At 71.3% G+C, this 18,361-nt stretch carries 16 protein-coding genes; 6 read left to right on the forward strand and 10 right to left on the reverse strand.

All coding sequences use genetic code 11. The features are described from left to right. The first annotated feature begins 43 nt into the window (after positions 1–43). Positions 44–1,927 carry a chorismate-binding protein gene (locus tag AB0N68_RS12865; RefSeq protein ID WP_280569753.1) on the forward strand — a complete coding sequence of 628 codons (1,884 nt, stop codon included), beginning with the start codon at positions 44–46 and terminating at the stop codon, positions 1,925–1,927. A 15-nt stretch (positions 1,928–1,942) separates the two neighbouring features. Here AB0N68_RS12865 and AB0N68_RS12870 read toward each other — a convergent pair whose 3' ends face one another. After that, positions 1,943–3,256: a M50 family metallopeptidase gene (locus AB0N68_RS12870; protein ID WP_259953691.1), complete on the reverse strand. Its 1,314-nt coding sequence runs from the start codon at positions 3,254–3,256 to the stop codon at positions 1,943–1,945. 66 nt (positions 3,257–3,322) lie between these two features. Between AB0N68_RS12870 and AB0N68_RS12875 the strand changes: the two genes are divergently transcribed. From AB0N68_RS12875 to AB0N68_RS12885, 3 genes are all read left to right on the forward strand, one after another. After that, positions 3,323–3,907, forward strand: coding sequence for a hypothetical protein (locus AB0N68_RS12875; protein WP_187663833.1), 585 nt, complete (start codon positions 3,323–3,325; stop codon positions 3,905–3,907). Between the two features lie 89 nt (positions 3,908–3,996). Beyond that, positions 3,997–4,671 (forward strand): YcnI family copper-binding membrane protein, encoded by a 675-nt coding sequence (locus AB0N68_RS12880; RefSeq protein ID WP_280569756.1) that lies wholly within the window; start codon positions 3,997–3,999, stop codon positions 4,669–4,671. A 92-nt stretch (positions 4,672–4,763) separates the two neighbouring features. Beyond that, the gene (locus AB0N68_RS12885; protein WP_187664138.1) at positions 4,764–6,380 is read left to right on the forward strand and encodes a Mur ligase family protein; all 1,617 of its coding nucleotides are present in this window, start codon (positions 4,764–4,766) and stop codon (positions 6,378–6,380) included. A 12-nt stretch (positions 6,381–6,392) separates the two neighbouring features. Here the strand turns inward: AB0N68_RS12885 and dxr are convergent, their stop codons facing one another. Next, complete coding sequence (dxr, locus tag AB0N68_RS12890; protein ID WP_187663831.1) at positions 6,393–7,475, reverse strand: 1-deoxy-D-xylulose-5-phosphate reductoisomerase; 1,083 nt, start codon at positions 7,473–7,475, stop codon at positions 6,393–6,395. Between the two features lie 42 nt (positions 7,476–7,517). After that, positions 7,518–8,480, reverse strand: a complete 963-nt coding sequence (locus AB0N68_RS12895) for an FKBP-type peptidyl-prolyl cis-trans isomerase (RefSeq protein ID WP_187663830.1) — start codon at positions 8,478–8,480, stop codon at positions 7,518–7,520. Positions 8,481–8,604: 124 nt separating this feature from the next. Between AB0N68_RS12895 and AB0N68_RS12900 the strand changes: the two genes are divergently transcribed. Further along, positions 8,605–9,384, forward strand: coding sequence for a lysophospholipid acyltransferase family protein (locus AB0N68_RS12900; protein ID WP_259953685.1), 780 nt, complete (start codon positions 8,605–8,607; stop codon positions 9,382–9,384). A 9-nt stretch (positions 9,385–9,393) separates the two neighbouring features. On the opposite strand, the gene AB0N68_RS12905 is transcribed toward AB0N68_RS12900, so the two are convergent. Then, entirely contained in the window at positions 9,394–9,891 is a 498-nt protein-coding gene (locus AB0N68_RS12905; protein ID WP_259953684.1) for an OsmC family protein, read from the reverse strand. 84 nt (positions 9,892–9,975) lie between these two features. Here AB0N68_RS12905 and AB0N68_RS12910 point away from each other — a divergent pair, with 84 nt between their 5' ends. Then, positions 9,976–10,971, forward strand: a complete 996-nt coding sequence (locus AB0N68_RS12910) for an asparaginase (RefSeq protein ID WP_259953683.1) — start codon at positions 9,976–9,978, stop codon at positions 10,969–10,971. A gap of 31 nt (positions 10,972–11,002) precedes the next feature. On the opposite strand, the gene AB0N68_RS12915 is transcribed toward AB0N68_RS12910, so the two are convergent. The 6 genes from AB0N68_RS12915 to atpD all read right to left on the reverse strand — a co-directional run bounded on the left by AB0N68_RS12915 (position 11,003) and on the right by atpD (position 18,352). Beyond that, a complete protein-coding gene (locus tag AB0N68_RS12915; protein WP_280568448.1) occupies positions 11,003–13,768 on the reverse strand; it encodes an FtsK/SpoIIIE domain-containing protein in 2,766 nt (921 codons plus the stop codon). A 57-nt stretch (positions 13,769–13,825) separates the two neighbouring features. Further along, entirely contained in the window at positions 13,826–14,623 is a 798-nt protein-coding gene (locus AB0N68_RS12920; protein WP_187663825.1) for a PP2C family protein-serine/threonine phosphatase, read from the reverse strand. Positions 14,624–14,866: 243 nt separating this feature from the next. Then, positions 14,867–15,676, reverse strand: a complete 810-nt coding sequence (locus AB0N68_RS12925) for a large exoprotein (protein ID WP_313366711.1) — start codon at positions 15,674–15,676, stop codon at positions 14,867–14,869. A gap of 136 nt (positions 15,677–15,812) precedes the next feature. Further along, entirely contained in the window at positions 15,813–16,559 is a 747-nt protein-coding gene (locus tag AB0N68_RS12930) for a YaaA family protein (protein ID WP_268776470.1), read from the reverse strand. Between the two features lie 75 nt (positions 16,560–16,634). Next, a complete protein-coding gene (locus AB0N68_RS12935; protein WP_025103153.1) occupies positions 16,635–16,895 on the reverse strand; it encodes a F0F1 ATP synthase subunit epsilon in 261 nt (86 codons plus the stop codon). Between the two features lie 2 nt (positions 16,896–16,897). Continuing rightward, positions 16,898–18,352 (reverse strand): F0F1 ATP synthase subunit beta, encoded by a 1,455-nt coding sequence (gene atpD / locus AB0N68_RS12940; protein WP_187663822.1) that lies wholly within the window; start codon positions 18,350–18,352, stop codon positions 16,898–16,900. Between the last annotated feature and the right edge of the window lie 9 nt (positions 18,353–18,361).

Here is an 18,361-nt window from a genome sequence, read left to right on the forward strand (position 1 = left end):
CTTTTCGTTGCGCCGAGCCGGAGCCCTCGCACAGGAGACATCGATGACCCTCTCTCGCCTCGACGAGCTCAGCGCCGATCCCACCGCGTCCTTCGTGCTGATCGCCCGTGACGGCGCGGACACCGTGGAGCTGCTCACCGGCGCCGTGACCGACGTCGAGCTGCTCTCCGACATCCCTCTGACGTCCGAAGGAGAGCCCCGGGAGGTCTTCGCCCTCGTCCCCTACCGGCAGGTCCGAGAGCGCGGATTCGTCGCGCAGGACGACGGGGCGCCGCTGCGCTGCATCGTCGTGGACGAGCACCTCCATCTGCCGACCGCGGCTGTGCTCGATGCGCTTCCCACCGCGCCGATCCCACTGCGCGACGAGGGCTTCGACATCGCCGACGAGGAGTACGCCGCCATCGTCGAGACCGTGATCGCCGACGAGATCGGCCGCGGCGAGGGGGCGAACTTCGTCATCCGTCGCGACTTCACGGCGACCGTCGAGGCGGACGAACGGCAGGCGGCCCTCACCTGGTTCCGGGCTCTGCTCGCCCATGAGCGCGGGGCCTACTGGACGTTCGCGGTGTTCACCCCCGGCCACATCGCGGTGGGGGCGAGCCCGGAGGCGCACGTCGTGGCCCGCGGTGGCGTCGTCACCATGAACCCCATCTCGGGGACCTTCCGGCATCCGGCGGGCGGCGCGACGAAGGAGACGCTGACCGACTTCCTGGCCTCGACCAAGGAGACCGAGGAGCTGTTCATGGTCGTGGACGAGGAGCTCAAGATGATGAGCGCCGTCTGTGCCGACGGCGGACGCATCACGGGCCCGCATCTGAAGGAGATGTCGCGGCTGACGCACACGGAGTACATGCTGCGCGGCCGGAGCGCTCTGGACCCCCGGGACATCCTCCGCGAGACGATGTTCGCCCCCACCGTCACCGGCTCCCCCATGCAGAACGCCTGCGCCGTGATCCGGCGGCACGAGCGCAAGCCGCGGGGCTACTACTCCGGCGTCGCCGCGCTCTTCACCCCCAACGCCGACGGCGGCCACGACCTCGACGCGCCGATCCTCATCCGCACGGTGTATCTGCAGGACGGCGAGCTGAGCGTTCCCGTCGGCGCCACCCTCGTCCGCCACTCCGACCCGCACGGCGAGGTCTCCGAGACCCACGGCAAGGCAGCGGGTGTGCTCGGCGCCATCGGCGCGATCGACCGGGACCGTGTGGCGGAAGCCCGCAGCGACGCCGACGCCCCCGGTGAGCCCCGGCGTCTCGCCGACGACCCGGACGTCGCCGCGCTCCTCTCCTCGCGCAACGCCCGCCTCGCCGAGTTCTGGCTGAACCCGCAGGGTGAGGACTTCACGGGGCCGTTCTCCGGCCGCTCCGCCCTCGTGGTCGACGCCGAGGACCGCTTCACGACGATGCTCGCGCATCAGCTGCGGCACCTCGGGCTCGACGTGACCATCGCGTCCTGGGACGACGTGGACGACGAGGCGGTCGAGACGGCCGATCTCGTCGTCGCCGGCCCCGGCCCCGGCGACCCCCGAGACGACGCGAGCCCGCGCATCGCCCGGATGCGCGAGGTCGTGGCGGCCCGCCTGCAGGCGCATGCCCCGCTGCTCGCGGTCTGCCTGAGCCACCAGATCCTGGCGGACCGGATGGGGATCGCGCTGACGCCCCTCGACGCTCCGCATCAGGGGCTGCAGAAGGCCGTGCCGATCTTCGGCGAGGACGCGTCGATCGGGTTCTACAACACGTTCACAGCGCGGGTGGACCCGGGTACGCTGACCGTCGGCGCGGCCGAGGTGTCGGCGGATCCGGCGACCGGCGACGTCTACGCCCTCCGGGGCGACGGGTTCGCATCGGTGCAGGGCCACCTCGAGTCGATCCTGTCCCGCGACGGCATCCGCACGCTGGAGCGTCTGGTCGCGCACGCCCTGCGCTGAGTGCGTCCCGGTCGCTCAGCCCAGCAGCTTGACCGGGTTGAAGAGGTCGGCCACCAACAGCAGAGCTCCCATCGCGATCAGCAGCGTCGCGACGACGACGGTCAGCGGGACGAGTTTCGTGGCGTCGACCGGAGCCGGCGGCGGCCGCCGGAAGAGCTTCGCCCACGCCCGCTTGATCCCTTCCCAGAGCGCGACGACGATGTGTCCGCCGTCGAGGGGCAGCAGCGGGATGAGGTTGAACACGAAGAGCGCGACGTTGAGCGACCCGAGGAGGCCGAGCAGCACGGCGAAGCGGTTGAGAACCGGCGCGTCCGTCGCGGCCACCTCGCCCGCCAGACGCCCGACACCGACGACGCTCAGCGGCCCGTTCGGATCGCGTTCCCCACCCGTCACCAACGACACGCCCACGTCCCACAGCCGCACGGGCAGCGTGACGATGAGCGAGCCGACCCGGGCGACCGTGTCCGCCGCCATCTGCGGTCCGGCGGTGAGCGGCTGCTGCACGTAGCCCATCTGCGCGATCATGCCCGCGTAGCCGACCTCCTTCACGACGGGTTCGCCGTCGTCGTCGAGCACCGGCTGCCCGCTCGCATCCGTGATGGTGCGCTCCGCGGCGATCGGCGTGAGGGTGAGCGTCTGCTCCGTGCCGTCCCGGCGCACGACGAGATCGAGGGGCTGTCCCGGCGAGGCCTGCACGATCGCAGTCGCCTCGGCGAAGGTCGCCACCGGTGTCCCGTCGATCGAGACGAGGACGTCGCCGGGCTGCACGTCGGCCGCCGCCGCCGGAGACTCCGGATCGTCGGCACCGCATTCGGTCGCCGACGATGAGGCAGGGACCACGCATTCGTTCACCGCCGCGACCGTCGTGGTGCCCTGCTGCACGCCGATTCCGCTGACGAGGACGGTGAAGATGACCACGGCCAGCACGAGGTTCATGAGCGGTCCGCCGAGCATGACGATCACGCGCTTCCAGACCGGCAGCTTGTAGAAGACCCGATCCTCCGCGCCTTCGGCGATCGTCTCGTCGTTGGCCGAGCGCGCATCCTGGATGAGCGTGCGGAACGCGCCGGACGCGGGTCCGCTGTCCTTCGACGACGGATACATCCCCGACATCGAGATGAAGCCGCCGAGAGGCAGGAGCTTGAAGCCGTACTCCGTCTCGCCGATCCGCTTCGACCACAGGCGCGGCCCGAAGCCGATCATGTACTGGCCGACACGCACGCCGAAGAGCTTCGCAGGGACGAGGTGACCGACCTCGTGCAGACCGATCGAGAGCCCGAGGCCGATCAGCATGAACACGATGCCGCCCAGATAGAGCAGGAATTCCACGTGCCCACGCTACTGCCCACCGCCTAGGAATCCGCCCGGCTCGCACAGCATGGCTAGGCTGGCGGGATGACATCCCGGCAGCTGCGCTTCCTCCGCGCCGCCGCCGTGTCCGCCATCGCCACGCTCCTCGCAGCCGTGTCGCACACGCTCGCCGGCGGCGCCGCTCCGCACCCCCTGCTCATCGCCGCCGTCGCGGTGCTCTTCGTCCCGCTCTCCGCCGCGGTGGCCGGCGGTCGGCCGTCACGCGCACGGGTCGCCGTCGCCGTGCTCCTGGCGCAGGCCGCGTTCCATCTGCTCTTCCAGCTTCTGGGTGCGCCCACAGCGGGGGGCGCGTCCGTCATCGGCACGCACGCGCATCACCTCGACCTGGGCGCGCTCGCACCGCTGTCCCCGGCTCCCGGCCCGGACACGCTGATGCTGTCGGCGCACCTCGCCTGCGCGGTGCTGACCACGCTGCTGCTGTGGCACGGCGAGAGCGTGTTGCGCGCGATCGCCCGCTGGTTCCAGGCCGCGCTCCGGCGCGCGGCGACTCCCACCTCCGCGCCTCCCGCACCGCCGCGTCCGCTGCGCTCCGCTCTCCGCTCTCCGCTCGATGCCGCGATGACCGTGGTGGTGTCGCGGCGCGGTCCGCCGGTGCCCGTCGGCGGCTGAGCCGCCCCGCCGACCCTGCCGTCCTCGAGAGACGGCCCCTTCGGGCCGCGCTGTTCCCGCGCGCCCCCACACGAGCATCTGGAGACCCCATGTCGAACCCCACCATCCGCCCCCGCCGTCCGCGCCGCGCCCTCCTCGGAGCCACCGGCATCATCGGCGGACTCGCCCTCGCCCTCGCCGTCCCGGCGATGGCCGGCGCCCACGTCACCGTCAGCCCGGACGAGCTCGCCGCCGGTGACCACGGCGTGCTGACCTTCTCCTTCTCGCACGGGTGCGGCACCTCGCCCACCACAGCCCTGCGCGTCACCATGCCGGAGGGCCTCGCCTCCGTCGCCCCGACGCTCGACGGCGACTGGAGCATCCAGGTGGAACGCGGCGACGACGGTCTCGTGAGCGCGGTCACCTACACCGCCCTCACGCCCGTGCCGACCGACCTCCGCGGCGCCGTGAGCATGTCGGTGGGACTGGATGAGGACACGCCCGAGACGCTCGCCTTCCCGGTGGTCCAGCAGTGCGTCGACGGGGCGACGGAGTGGACGCAGCTCGCCGAGAAGGGCGAGGACCCTCACGACCTCGACTCCCCCGCTCCCGTCGTGACGGTGACGGACAACGCCGAGGGCGGTCACGGCACGAGCACCGTACCGCAGCCCGCGACGGCCGATGCCGGCGACGACGCCCTGGGTATCGCGCTGGGCGCCGGCGGCCTCCTGGCCGGTGTCGCGGCTCTCGTGGTCGCCGTGCTCGCGTTCCGCCGCCGCGCCTGAGCCCCGGGTCCGCCGCGCCCGGCTCCGGCGCGCGGCGGACCGACCCGCCCGGGCCGACACCGCCGTCATGAGAACATGGAGACGACATGTCGATGGAACAACAGCCGACCCTGCCCCCCGTGCTCCGCCCCGCGAACCCGCCCCGGCGCGAGCTGTCCGAACTCGCCTCCCGATTCGCCCGCTCCGTGCGCGGCGACGTGGAGGGCGTCGCTCTCAGTGGCATCACCCTCGCCACGGCGGACCTGCGTCCCGGCGAGGCGTTCGTCGCGATCCGCGGCGTGAACCGCCACGGCGCGGACTTCGCCAAGACCGCTGCCGAGAAGGGGGCGGTCGCCGTGATCACGGACCAGGCGGGCGCCGACATCGCCGCGGACGCCGGCCTCCCGATCCTCATCGTCGACGACCCCCGCGGCGTGCTCGGCGCGCTGAGCGCCTGGGTGTACGGCACGGGAGCGGAGGACCCGCTTCCCCTCCTCTTCGCGACCACCGGGACGAACGGCAAGACGAGCGTCTCGCACCTCCTCGAGGGCATCCTCGAACAGATGGGCGTCGTCACCGGGCTCTCCTCCACGGCCGAACGACACATCGCGGGCGAGGTCATCGTCTCGCGGCTCACCACCCCTGAGGCCTCGGAGATGCACGCCCTGCTCGCGCTGATGCGGGAGCGCGAGGTCGAGGCCGTCGCGGTCGAGGTCAGCGCCCAGGCCCTCTCCCGGCACCGTGTCGACGGCATCCGGTTCGACGTCGCGGGGTTCACGAACCTCAGCCACGACCACCTCGACGACTACGCCGACATGGAGGAGTACTTCGAGGCGAAGCTGCCGCTCTTCCGGCCCGATCGCGCCGTCCGCGGCGTCGTGTGCCTCGACTCCTCCTCCGGGGCCCTGGTCGTGGAGCGCTCCGAGATCCCCGTCATCACCGTCGGGACGCCCTCCATCGCCGCCGACGCCGATCAGGCATCGCGAGCGGACTGGGTGGTCGTCATCGACGACGAGCGGACGACCGGAACGACGTTCACGATGACGGGACCGGCTGGCACGCTCACCACGACCGTCCCGGTGATCGGCCCCCACATGGCCGCGAACGCGGCGCTCGCGATCGTCATGCTGCTCGAGGGCGGCTATGCCTGGGAGCGGATCGTCGAGGCCCTGCAGCGCGACGGCGGCATCCACGCCTACCTGCCAGGGCGCACGCAGCTCGTCTCAGGCGCGCGGGGGCCGGCCGTCTTCGTCGACTTCGGCCACTCGCCCGACGCCTTCGAGAAGACCCTGGCCGCCGTGCGGCGGGTGACTCCCGGCAAGGTGCTCATGCTCTTCGGGGCCGACGGGGACCGGGACGCCAGCAAGCGCTTCGACATGGCTCGCACCGCGGTGGAGGGCAGCGACATCCTCGTCGTGACGGATCACCACCCGCGATTCGAAGACCCGGCGTCGATCCGCGCGACGCTCGTCGACGGCGCGCGTCGCGCCCGTCCCGACGCCGAGATCCACGAGTACTCCCCGCCGGAGGCCGCGATCGTGGCCGCCGTCGGACTCGTCGGCGACGGCGACGCGATCCTCTGGGCCGGCCCCGGGCACCAGGACTACCGCGACATCCGAGGGGTGCGGACGCCGTACTCGGCCCGCGAGCTCTCCCGGCGTGCGTTGAAGGCCGCCGGCTGGCCGGTGCCGGAGCCGCGCTGGCCCGTGCCGTACCCGGACGAGGACTGAGCCCGCGCCGCGTCAGACGGCGGCGATGAGCTGGTCGGCCTTCCGCCGCGCCCAGTCCTCGGCCGCCGCGAGCGATTCCACGGTCAACGCGTCCGGAGCGTCGTGCGCGTCGACGACCCGCTGCACGGTGTCGACGATGCCGAGGAACGGCAGGCGCCCTTCGTGGAACGCGTCCACGGCCTGCTCGTTGGCGGCGTTGTAGACGGCGGGGAAAGTGCCTCCGGCGCGCCCGACGGCCTTTGCGAGCGCCACCGCGGGGAAGGCGTCGTCGTCGAGCGGCTCGAAGGTCCAGGACGTCGCCGTGGTCCAGTCCAGCGGACGGCCCACACCGCCCACGCGGTGCGGCCAGTCCAGGCCCAGCGAGATCGGCAGACGCATGTCCGGCGGCGAGGCCTGCGCGATGGTCGAGCCGTCGACGAACTCCACCATGGAGTGGACGATCGACTGCGGGTGCACGACGACGTCGATGTCGTCGTAGGGCACGTCGAACAGCAGGTGCGCCTCGATGACCTCAAGCCCCTTGTTGACCAGGGTCGCCGAATTCGTGGTGACCGTGCGACCCATGTTCCACGTCGGATGCGCCAGCGCCTGTTCCGGGGTCACTCCGGTGAGCTCGTCGCGCGACCTGCCGCGGAACGGGCCACCCGAGGCCGTGACCACCAGACGGCGGATCTCATCGTGTGTGCCGGAGCGCAGGGCCTGGGCGAGCGCGGAGTGCTCGGAGTCCACGGGGACGATCTGCCCGGGTGCCGCGGCGGCGAGCACGAGATCACCGCCGACGATCAGCGACTCCTTGTTCGCCAGCGCGAGGGTCCGCCCCTCCTCCAGCGCAGCGAGCGTCGAGCCGAGACCGATCGAGCCGGTGATGGCGTTCAGCACCACATCGGCTTCGACGTCGCGGACCAGCTGCTCCGCCTCGACCGCGCCGAGAGCCGTGTGCTCCACCTGGAACTGCGCCGCCTGCTCGGCCACCATCGTGGCGTTCGACCCCGCGGCGAGACCGACGAGCTCGAAGCGTCGCGGATTGGCGCGGATCACATCCAGCGCCTGCGTGCCGATGGAACCGGTGGAGCCGAGGATGATGACGCGACGCATGACGCCAGCCTAGGACACGCCGCCGGCTCTCCCGGGCCGCGGCTACTGCTGCGGCTGGACCGGAGTCGTGGCGAGGATGTCGACGACGAACACGAGGCTCTCGTCCTGCAGCTCGTGCCCCTCGCTCGCGCCGTAGCCATCGGACGGCGGCATGACGACGAGAACCTGCGAACCGACCTTCTGACCCTCGAGCGCCTTCTGGAACCCGGCGACGACTCCGGTCGTCTGGAACTGGGCGGGGGCCGCATCGCGGCTCCAGCTGGAGTCGAACTCTTCGCCGTCGGACCACTTCACCCCGAGGTACTGGACCACGACGAGGTCGCCGGACGCCACCGTTGCGCCGTCGCCCTGCTTGAGGACGGAGACCTTCGTCTCGGTCGGCGCATCGCCGTCCGGGATCGTGACGGACGGCTTGCCATCGTCGTCGAGCTCGACCTCGGGCATGCCGGCGGTCGGCTCGACCTCCTTGCCGGAGGCGACCTCGGGGAGCCGGTCGACGGCCTCCGCGTAGACGACGATGTTGCTCTGCCCCTCACCGAGCGCGCTGCCGGGGATGGCGAGGACGACGCGGGATCCGACCGGCTCGCACTCGAGCGCGGCGACGAACAGCGACGACTGGTTCGGGTCGAGGAGCACGGGGAGCGTGCCGTCCTCGCCGCGCGCCGACGAGTCGACCACGTCGCCGCTGGCGGCATCGACGATCTGATACTGGACGGAGACGAGGTCGTTCGCCGCGAGGTCGTCTCCCTCGCCCTCGGACACGACGGTCCGCTCGACGTTCGCGAACTCCGCATCGGCGGGAACCGTGATCTTGGCGTCGAGACCTTCGCCGTCCACCTCGATGGCGTCCGAGGTGTCGCCGGCCTTCGCGTTCACGAGGCACTGGCTCGACCCGGAGGCGTCCGGAGAGGAGGTGCTCTGCGGATCGCCGTTCCCGGAGCATCCCGCCAGCAGCAGGGTCGCCGCAGCGACGGTGGACAGGACGAGCAGCGGACGGGTGCGCACAGGAAGACCTCACGATCGCGGGCGGGAGCTTCCATCCTGCCTCATCGCCCTTTGCTCGCGCTGGGAAGCGGCGGCGCGAGTCTTCATTCCCACGCCGGCATGGATCCGGGAGTAGCCTGCTCTGATGAGCTCTGAGCAGTCCGTGGACCCCGAAACCCCCTCAGAGGACTCCCCGAAGCCCCGGCACGCCGGCTTCACCTACACGCTCGGCCGCAGCCTCATCGCCCCGCTCGCCCGGCTCGTCTACCGGCCGCGTATCGAAGGACGTGAGCACGTCCCCACCACCGGGCCGGTGATCTTCGCCAGCAACCACCTGTCGTTCATCGACTCCATCGCCATCCCGGTGGCGGCTCCGCGTCCCGTGCACTTCCTCGCCAAGTCGAGCTACTTCGAGGGCACCGGCATGAAGGGCTGGGCGTCCAAGACGTTCTTCGAGGCGATCGGTGCGATCCCGGTCCGCCGCGGCGCCGGCCAGGCGGCGCTGGACGCCCTAGACCTGCAGCGTCAGCTCCTGGACGAGGGCCTCGCCGTCGCGCTCTACCCTGAGGGCACCCGCTCCACCGACGGCCGGTTGTACAAGGGGCGCACGGGCGTGGCCTTCCTCGCTCTGCAGACGGGAGCACCCGTCGTCCCCGTGGGACTCATCGGCACCGACAAGGTGATGCCGGTCGGCGCCAAGATGCCCACGCTGTCCGAGCGGATCACCGTGCGCTTCGGCGAGCCCCTGGATCTGTCGCCGCACGGACCGGCCACGAGCGGCCGCGCGCGCCGGCTCGCGACCGACGAGATCATGGCCGCGATCCACGCGCTCTCCGGACAGGAGCTCGCGGGCACCTACAACGAGGCGCCGGCTCAGAACACGATCGAGAAGATCAAGCAGGCGCTCCCGCACGAACGCCGCTGAGGAGTCCGTTCAGCCGGCGGCCGTCACCGTCGCTTCGTGCCGGACGGGGAAGTTGACCGAGTTGGCGATGAAGCACCACTCGTTCGCCTGAGCGTGCGCGCGCTCGGCCGCCTCGATCATCGAGGCCTCGGCGACGACGACCTCCGGGCGCAGCAGCACCTCGACGAAGGAACCGCCGCCGGCGCCGTTCTCGCGCATCAGGCCGCTCGCGGTGTCCCGGTAGGACACGACCACCACTCCGGCCGTCACGCAGGCGTGCAGGTACGACAGGAGATGGCACTCGGAGAGCGAGGCCAGCAGCAGATCCTCCGGATTCCACCGCGCCGGATCGCCGCGGAACGGCTTGTCGGAGGAGGCGAGCAGCTCGGGCTTGCCCGCGACTTCGATCGTGACATCGCGGCGGTAGTCCCGGTAGCCGCTCGTGCCGGATCCGGTGTTGCCGGTCCAGGTGGAGGTGAGGGCGTAGCGATGCTCGCCGAGGGACCGCGGAGTCGTCTGCTCTGGCATGCGCTCAGTCTGCCAGGTGCGGCCGACACGGCGCCGACTCGGCACCCGACCAGGCTGGGCCGGACCCGCCGGTAGAGTTGTCGGGTGCTGGAGACTCTCACCGTTCAGGATTCCGTCGAGCTCGCCGTCGTGGAGCGGAGCGGGTTCATCGAGTCGCGTCACGCCGGGGCGGCCGTGGTGCTCTCCCCCGAGGGCGAGGTGGTCGCGCGGCACGGGAATGCGGATGCGCTGATCCTCCCCCGTTCCAGCCTGAAGCCCCTGCAGGCGGTCGCCTGCCTCACCGCCGGTGCGGTACTCGAGGGCGAGCAGCTGGCGCTGTCGACGGCGAGCCATTCCGGCACCGATCGGCACGCCGAGGTCGTGCGCGAGATGCTCACCGCGGGCGGCCTCAACGAGGACGACCTCGCGTGTCCTCCCGCCTGGCCGAGCGACTCCGCGACCCGCGATGAGATGGTGCGCGAGCACGGCCAGGAGGCGCGCATCCGCATGAACTGCTCGGGCAAGCACGCCGCGATGCTCCGCGCCTGCGTCGCGACAGGGTGGCCGACCGACGGCTACCTCGACCCCTCGCATCCGCTCCAGGCGCACATCCGCGATGTGATCGCCCGGCTGACCGGCGAGAAGATGGCCCACACCGCGATCGACGGCTGCGGTGCCCCCGTGTACGCGCTCAGCCTCACCGGACTGGCCCGCGCGATCCACCGCATCGGAACCGCCTCCGAGCGCTCCCCCTTCGCGCTGCACCGCGTGGCGGGCTCGTTGGTGAAGGCGGTGCGCGAGAACCCCTGGACCATCGACGGCCCCGGGCGCCCTGACACGATCGCGATCGAACGGCTCGGGGTCTTCGCCAAGGGCGGCGCGGAGGGTGTCATGGTGATGGTCGCCCCGAACGGGACCACGGTGGCGCTGAAGATGCTCGACGGCGGCGCACGCGCGTCCACGATCGTGGCCGCCACGCTGCTGGCACGCGCGGGCGGGCTCAGCGACGCCGACGTGACCGGACTGGCCGACTCCCTGCCGCTCACGGTGCTCGGAGGCGGCGCGAACGTCGGCGCGATCCGTCCGGGTGCGGGCATCTGACCCGACCTCGTCGTCCCCGTGCCGCTGACCGTCATCGCCGGTCCAGCGCCGGGAGGACCACCCGCCGGGGAGGGCGGTCTCCGATCACGGACCAGGCCCGCCCGGCGTCCGGTCGCGCGTACGGCGGCTGAGCGCGGATGCCGACGAGCTGGCGGAGCTCGCCGGGCCGCTCCGCCCGGATGAGCACCTCCCCCTGCGATCGCACCCGCTGCCACAGTGCCCACTGACGCTGCCAGATCTCGGCATCGCCCACCAGCACGAGCGGTCGCCCCGTTCCCCTCACCTCCGGACCCACCGCCTGTACGTCGCAGTCGGGATGCGCGGCCGCCAACGCCGCGACGACGCCGACGACGCCCGGGGTGACCAACGCCGTGATCTCCGCCTGCGGCACCCACACCGGCGTGCTCCCCCGCAGCTCTCCGGAGCGCGACTCCACCCCGGGACCCTCGACCCAGGCGAACTGCATCTCCCGCTCTCCGCACACGGCCCTCCCCGGCGGACGATCGCGTCGGAAGTGAGCGACCTCGCCGCCCGCGGCGATGTGCTCGACGCGGGTCGGCATCCGCAGCAGGGCCCGACGCGGGAGTGCCTCCAGCACGCGGGCCAGCGGACCCGTCGCCCGACCGGCCGCGAGCACCCAGGTGACGGTGGCCGATGATCGCACCAGCTGCTCCCACCGCTGGACGAACTCGTGGCCGACGTCGAGAGGCAGGCGCGCGTGGAGCAGATCGAGATCATCCGCGAGCACGACGTCGGGTGGCGCCGTGCCGCCCTCGACCCACGCGGCGAGCAGGTCGACGGCCGCTTCGGGATCATCCGGGAACCACCCGCTGTGGCGATGCTGCGCCGCGATCACACGCAAGGCTGTCGTCCGCCCCGTTCCCGGGGCGCCGAGGACCACGAGCCCGCGGTCGCGGCCAGGATGCAGAACCTCCAGCGGCTGCGCCTGATTCTCGGGCTCGTCAGCGCGTCCGAGCACCAGGCAGGGCCCGGCTTCCGAAGGCGCGGACCCTGCCCGAGCGGTCAGCAGCGCGTCGAGCGGGAGGCGCGTCGGGAGAGCGGGTCGCCACGGAGGTGGAGACGTCGGCGCTCCCGCCCATCGCTGCGCAATCCGTCGGATGACGTCGTCATCGGTGAGGGCGATGCGCACCGGCAGCGGCTCGTCGTCCTGCGGGCGACGGAGGAGCGCACGGCCTCGGCCCTCCGCTCCGCCGGGAAGCTCGGCGGCGCCGGAGGTGCCGAGCATCGCCCTGCTGTCAGAAGTCTCGGCGACGCGCAGGCTCAGCCGCAGCGGGCAGTTCGTCGCGAGCGCATCGCGGATGACCCCGGCGGCGCGCTGCGTGCCGAGGACCAGGTGCATGCCCAGGGCGCGCCCCCGCGCCGCGACGTCGGTGAACACCGCCGCCAGCTCTGTGTGCTCCTGCAGCAGGGCGGCGAACTCGTCGACGACGATCAGGAGTCGGGGAAGGTCGGTCTCACGCACGTCGCGCGCCTGCGCCGCCGCGAGGGCACCCTCACGGCGGCGCATCTCTGCGGCCAGGCTGGCGACGCCGCGCCGCGCCTCCGTCTCGTCGAGGTCCGTGAGGACGCCGACGACCTGCGGCAGCTCACGCAGGCGATCGAAGGCCGTCCCTCCTTTGAAGTCCGCGAGGAGGACACTCACCCGCTCCGGCCCGTACCCCGCGCAGACGGCGGCGACCCATGTGATGAGGAGTTCGCTCTTGCCTGTCCCCGTCATCCCCGTCACGATCGCGTGCGGGCCGTCCTCGACGATGTCGGCCATCACCGGGGCATCGTGTGCTCCGCGACCGAGCGCCACGAGGAGGCCTGGGCCCACCGGTGGCTGCGGAAGGTCCCGGAGCGCCACCGCCGCCCCGGTCGCCTCCGTCGCGGACCCTTTCCCGCCGCACAGCTCGGCGGCCGCCGTCGCCTGCGCCGACGACAGGTACTCGACGTCCACCCCGTCCTCGCCGTCCGGGGTGCGCAGAGTCGCCGCACCGGGTTCCACGATGTCGACCACCGTCGTGATGCCGTCCGGAACGTCCGCACCGGTCGGCAGGGTCCAGATCACCGCATCGGCGCTCGGGGCCGATGCGGCCTCCTCTGCGAGGGCGAGCCGGAAACCACCGCGTCGCGCCTGCTGCATGTGCGGGAAGCCCGCCAGCGCCCCGTCCCGCGCCGGGTCGCCGACGAGGGAGAGCACAGTCGGGGAGAAGCGGAGACAGAGCTGGACGACGAGCGCACGTGCGGCGGCCCTGGCGAGCGGCTGCGGGCCCCGCAGGCATACTCCTCGACCGAGGAGGACGACCCGCGGCGCGTCTTCCAGGACACCGCACCGGCGGCGGAACGCAGCGGCGCGCTCGTCGTCACCGCCCTCGCAGCGCACGGTGCTGACCCGGGATCCGCGTCCCACGACGAGCGGAGTGTCGTGGTCGGGCGGCCGGGCATCCTGCAACGGGCGGCTGCGCAGACACGAGGCGGCATCCGGGTGCCGACGTTCCTCGTCTGCGCGCTCCTCCGCGTGGCGGCGGTGCAGCTGGGCTTCGACCTCTGCCCATGCGGCGTCCATCCGGAGCACCTCGGCTCGCCGTTCGCGACGACGTCCGCGGGCTGCGTCGAGGAGCGACGCGCCCAGCATCAGCGGCCCGAGAGCCGCGAACCAGAGCGCATGCAGCGCACCGGTCGTGAACCAGAGAGCCAGACCGACTCCCACGGGGACGACGGCGGCGATGAGGGGAAGCGGGCGCCGCCGGGCCGGCGCCATGGCGGACGGGAGGACCAGGGGCGAGGAGTGCATGCCTCCAGTGGAGCTCACCGCCGGGGCGGATAGGGCCTCTCCACAGGGTCCGGAGCGCTACTCCCCCGAGTCCGCGGGTGGGGAGGAAGGATCCTCGGGATCGTCGACCTGCAGCACGATCACGGTGACGTTGTCGCGCCCTCCGTTGTCGAGGGCCGCCGCGAGCATCGCGTCGACGCTCTCCGCGGGGTCGGCATGAGCGCGGAGGAAGTGCTGGATGCCGTAGTCCGTGAGCTCCTTCGTGAGACCGTCGGAGCAGATGACGAAACGGTCGCCCGGCCGCACGTCGATGGTGACGTAGTCCGGCGCCGTGAGCTCGCTCGCACCGACCGCGCGGGTGATCACGTTGCTGTACGGGTGGCCCTCCGCCTCTTCGGGACTGAGCTTGCCGGCGGTGATGAGCTCCTGCACGACGGAGTGATCGGTCGTGACCTGCAGCAGCCGGTCGTCGCGCAGCAGGTACACGCGCGAGTCACCGATGTTCAGTGCCACCCAGTGCGGCTCGTCTCCCTGTTCGTCCAGGTAGACGCCGGTGAGCGTGGTGCCGGTCCCCTCGTCGGTGGTGTCCGGGTGCTCGGCGATGTCGTCTACCGCGAGCGCGAGAGCCTTCTCGATCGCGGAGGGGGTGACGTCGTCGGCATCGACCATCGCCCGCAGGCGCGCGACTGTGCTCTGACTCGCGATCTCCCCGCCGGCATGACCTCCCATGCCGTCCGCGACGATGAAGAGCGGGTACTCGGCGAGGAGGGCGTCCTGATTCGTCTCCCGGCGGCGCCCCTGGTCGGTGACGCCGGCCCAGGACAGCCGCAACGGACGATGCGCAACCGTGAGGGTGTGCGTCTTGGTCTCAGCCACGAACTGCCTCCGATGGACCTGCGGCGGATGGGGCGGGCGCAGGATACTCACACATCGTAGTGGAACTCGCTCCTCGGGACCGCACCGGGATGGCGGTGGACGGGGCGCGGGGCGACGGGAGGAGGGACGACTTCCCTCCGCTGCGACGAGTCCATGTCTCCACGTTAGCGGCATGTGGGGACACGGAGGAGCCACGGACGCGAAGAACCCCCGATCCGAAGACCGGGGGTTCTCCTCACGTCGTCACGCAGGCGGCTGCGTGGGATCGTTCGGTGTGGTCGGCGGAGCCGGAGGAGCGGCGGGAGGAGCCGCGGGCGGGGCCGGAGGCGTCGTGGGCGGAGCCGCGGGAGGCGCCGGAGGCGTCGTGGGCGGCACCGGAGGGATCGGCGCACCCGTCGCCGGGGCGGTGGGGCCGGCGGGCGGCGCGTAGCCGGGTGCCGAAGGCGGCGTGTACGCCTGCGTCGGCGGCGCGTAGCCCTGCGGCGGGGTGCCGTAGCCCTGCGGTGCCCCATATCCCTGCGGCGCACCGTAGCCCTGCTGCGGGGCGGCCGCTGCCGGCTGGACGGGAATGCCGTCCCACACCGTGCGGTCGCCGAGGAAGCCGTTGCCCGCCCAGGAGGCCGGCTGGATGTTCGGGTTCCAGCGCGACTTGTCGAACGCGTTGATACCGAGCCAGACGATGGAGAGGAAGACGTAGAGGACGACCCAGACGGCGTCCTTCTGGAGCTTGAGGCCCACGCGCCACGCGGCGATGACCGAGAGCACCGAGAGCGCGAGCGAGAACAGGAAGCCGATGCCGATCCAGCTCAGCAGGGCCGTGCCGGCGATGCCGTACAGGACGAGCCACGGGCTCAGGTCACCGAGCTTGAAGAAGATCATCATGTTGTAGACGGGCACCCAGGCACGCCAGTTGCCCTGCACGCCGGCCTTCTGGAAGATCTTCATGTAGAAGAGCGACACCAGGACGTACCCGGCGACCGCGATCAGCAGAATGACGAAGAAGTAGGCGAAGAGCAGGCCGAGATAGCCCGCTCCGTAGTCGTCGTAACCCATGAGGCTCACATTCTCTGGTCAGGGGAGACGGCTCTCGTCCCCCGCCACGAGACTCCCCGCCTCGCATTGGACATGGTAGCGGTGCGCCCAGGGGGCGGCAACGACCGCCGGGGGCGATTCGCCGGCCTCGGGACCGTCAGTCGGCGACGACCAGCTCGATCTCCCCCGGTGCGGCGCCGTCCCGCAGAACGACGTCGTGCGCCTGTGCCCACCGGTGCAGCCCACGGAGCGAGCCGAGACGCGGCCGGTCCTCGGCAAGTGCCCGGACGAGCAGCCCCTTGGACTTCTTGTTGAAGTGGTTCAGCGCCCTCCCCTGCGCCGTGACGACCCGCACGTACACGGACGGCACCCCGGCCGGCACGGGTCCGAGTGCCGCGTACGCCTCGCTGCGCAGATCGAGCACGAAAGCCGGGGCATCGGCCGCGATCGCCGCCGCCGTCGGATCGGCCCAGTGGCGACGCAGCGGCGGCATCCCCGGAAGCGTGGTGCCGGCTGCCAGGCGATAGGTCGGGATCGCGTCCAGGGCCGCGACCGGGCCGAACGGAGCGCTGTGAATCCACACGTGGGCGTCCAGCCAGCGACGGGAGGCGGTCGAGAGCGACGCCGCGTCGAGGGCGTCGAACAGTACACCGGTGTAGCGGTCCACCGCGGGCATCGTGGGCGCGCTCCTCATGACACGGTTGTGCGCGATGTCCCCCCGCTGCCGATCGCTCAGCTTCAGCACGCGCCGGCTCGCGTCCTCATCGGCGGCGAGAGCGACGAGAGCGTCGATCACGGCGGTCCGCTGCGGTGTGAGGTCCGGGAGTGCCAGCGCGGGCACATCCAGCGGACCGCCGTCACCGCCCTCGCGCTTGGTCTCGGACGGCGGAAGCAGGATCTTCATGGGACCTCAGGGGAAAGAGACGCGTCCGCCTCGACACCCGGGCGGGTGTCGAGGCGGACGCGATGTACAGGACTGTCAGGAGATGAGTGCCGCGTTGCCGGCCACGATCGTCAGGACGTCGCCCTCCATGGAGAGGAAGCCGTCCTGCGCGTTCGCCAGCACCTTGGCGCCATCCGTCTGGGTGATCCGGACCTGACCCTCGGCGAGGATGGCCAGCACCGGCTCGTGACCGGACATGAAGCCGATCTCGCCCTCGACGGTCTTGGCGACGACGAGGCTCGCCTCTCCCGTCCAGACCTCCGCGTCGGCGGAGACGAGGCTGACATGCAGCGCCATGGTCAGGCGTTCTCCTTCTGGATCTGCGCCCAGCGCTCCTCCACGTCGGAGATGCCACCGACGTTGAAGAAGGCCTGCTCGGCGACGTGGTCGAAGTCACCCCGGGTGATCGCATCGAACGACTCGATGGTCTCCTTCAGCGGCACGGTCGAGCCCTCGACGCCTGTGAACTTCTTCGCCATGTAGGTGTTCTGCGAGAGGAACTGCTGGATGCGACGTGCACGCGACACGACGATCTTGTCTTCCTCGGAGAGCTCGTCGACACCGAGGATGGCGATGATCTCCTGCAGCTCCTTGTTCTTCTGGAGGATCTGCTTCACCGTCGTGGCCACGCGGTAGTGGTCCTCGCCCAAGTAGCGGGGGTCCATGATGCGCGACGTCGAGGTCAGCGGGTCGATGGCCGGGTACAGACCCTTCGACGCGATCTCACGGGAGAGCTCGGTCGTCGCGTCGAGGTGCGCGAAGGTCGTGGCCGGGGCCGGGTCGGTGTAGTCGTCGGCCGGCACGTAGATCGCCTGCAGCGAGGTGATCGAGTGACCGCGCGTCGAGGTGATGCGCTCCTGCAGGAGGCCCATCTCGTCGGCGAGGTTCGGCTGGTAACCCACGGCGGAGGGCATGCGGCCCAGCAGCGTGGAGACCTCGGAACCGGCCTGCGTGAAGCGGAAGATGTTGTCGATGAAGAGCAGCACATCCTGCTTCTGCACGTCACGGAAGTACTCCGCCATCGTCAGAGCCGACAGGGCGACGCGCAGACGCGTCCCCGGCGGCTCGTCCATCTGGCCGAAGACGAGGGCGGTCTTGTCGAAGACGCCCGCCTCCTCCATCTCGTGGATGAGGTCGTTGCCCTCACGGGTGCGCTCACCGACACCGGCGAACACCGACACACCACCGTGGTCCTGCGCGACGCGCTGGATCATCTCCTGGATGAGGACGGTCTTGCCGACACCGGCACCACCGAAGAGACCGATCTTGCCACCCAGCACGTACGGGGTGAGGAGGTCGATCGACTTGATGCCCGTCTCGAACATCTGCGTCTTCGACTCGAGCTGGTCGAAGTTCGGGGCCTTGCGGTGGATCGGCCAGCGCTCGGTGACCTCGATGGTCTCGCCGGGCTCGAGGTTCAGCACCTCGCCGATCACGTTGAAGACCTTGCCCTTGGTCACGTCGCCGACGGGGACCGAGATGGCCTCACCGGTGTCGCGCACCTCCTGACCGCGGACGATGCCGTCGGTCGGCTTCAGGGCGATGGCGCGGACCAGGTCGTCGCCGAGGTGCTGCGCGACCTCGAGCGTGATCTCGGTGGACTCCTCGCCCATCACGATGGTGGTCTTCAGGGCGTTGTAGATGTCGGGGATCGAGTCGTGCGGGAACTCGATGTCGACAACCGGACCGTTGACGCGGGCGACGCGCCCGACGACCGCGGTCGCCGGCTGCTCAGCCGTGGCGGTGGTGGTCATTTCTTCGTC

The organism is Microbacterium meiriae (assembly GCF_040685015.1).
Lineage (GTDB): Bacteria > Actinomycetota > Actinomycetes > Actinomycetales > Microbacteriaceae > Microbacterium > Microbacterium meiriae.

Coding starts and splice junctions, on each gene's coding strand:
- AB0N68_RS12875 (WP_187663833.1), top strand. CDS start 3,323: ATGACATCCCGGCAGCTGCGCTTCCTCCGCGCCGCCGCCGTGTCCGCC.
- AB0N68_RS12930 (WP_268776470.1), bottom strand. CDS start 16,559: ATGAAGATCCTGCTTCCGCCGTCCGAGACCAAGCGCGAGGGCGGTGAC.
- dxr (WP_187663831.1), bottom strand. CDS start 7,475: ATGCGTCGCGTCATCATCCTCGGCTCCACCGGTTCCATCGGCACGCAG.
- AB0N68_RS12885 (WP_187664138.1), top strand. CDS start 4,764: ATGGAACAACAGCCGACCCTGCCCCCCGTGCTCCGCCCCGCGAACCCG.
- AB0N68_RS12900 (WP_259953685.1), top strand. CDS start 8,605: ATGAGCTCTGAGCAGTCCGTGGACCCCGAAACCCCCTCAGAGGACTCC.
- AB0N68_RS12865 (WP_280569753.1), top strand. CDS start 44: ATGACCCTCTCTCGCCTCGACGAGCTCAGCGCCGATCCCACCGCGTCC.
- atpD (WP_187663822.1), bottom strand. CDS start 18,352: ATGACCACCACCGCCACGGCTGAGCAGCCGGCGACCGCGGTCGTCGGG.
- AB0N68_RS12915 (WP_280568448.1), bottom strand. CDS start 13,768: ATGCACTCCTCGCCCCTGGTCCTCCCGTCCGCCATGGCGCCGGCCCGG.
- AB0N68_RS12935 (WP_025103153.1), bottom strand. CDS start 16,895: ATGGCGCTGCATGTCAGCCTCGTCTCCGCCGACGCGGAGGTCTGGACG.
- AB0N68_RS12925 (WP_313366711.1), bottom strand. CDS start 15,676: ATGGGTTACGACGACTACGGAGCGGGCTATCTCGGCCTGCTCTTCGCC.
- AB0N68_RS12880 (WP_280569756.1), top strand. CDS start 3,997: ATGTCGAACCCCACCATCCGCCCCCGCCGTCCGCGCCGCGCCCTCCTC.
- AB0N68_RS12905 (WP_259953684.1), bottom strand. CDS start 9,891: ATGCCAGAGCAGACGACTCCGCGGTCCCTCGGCGAGCATCGCTACGCC.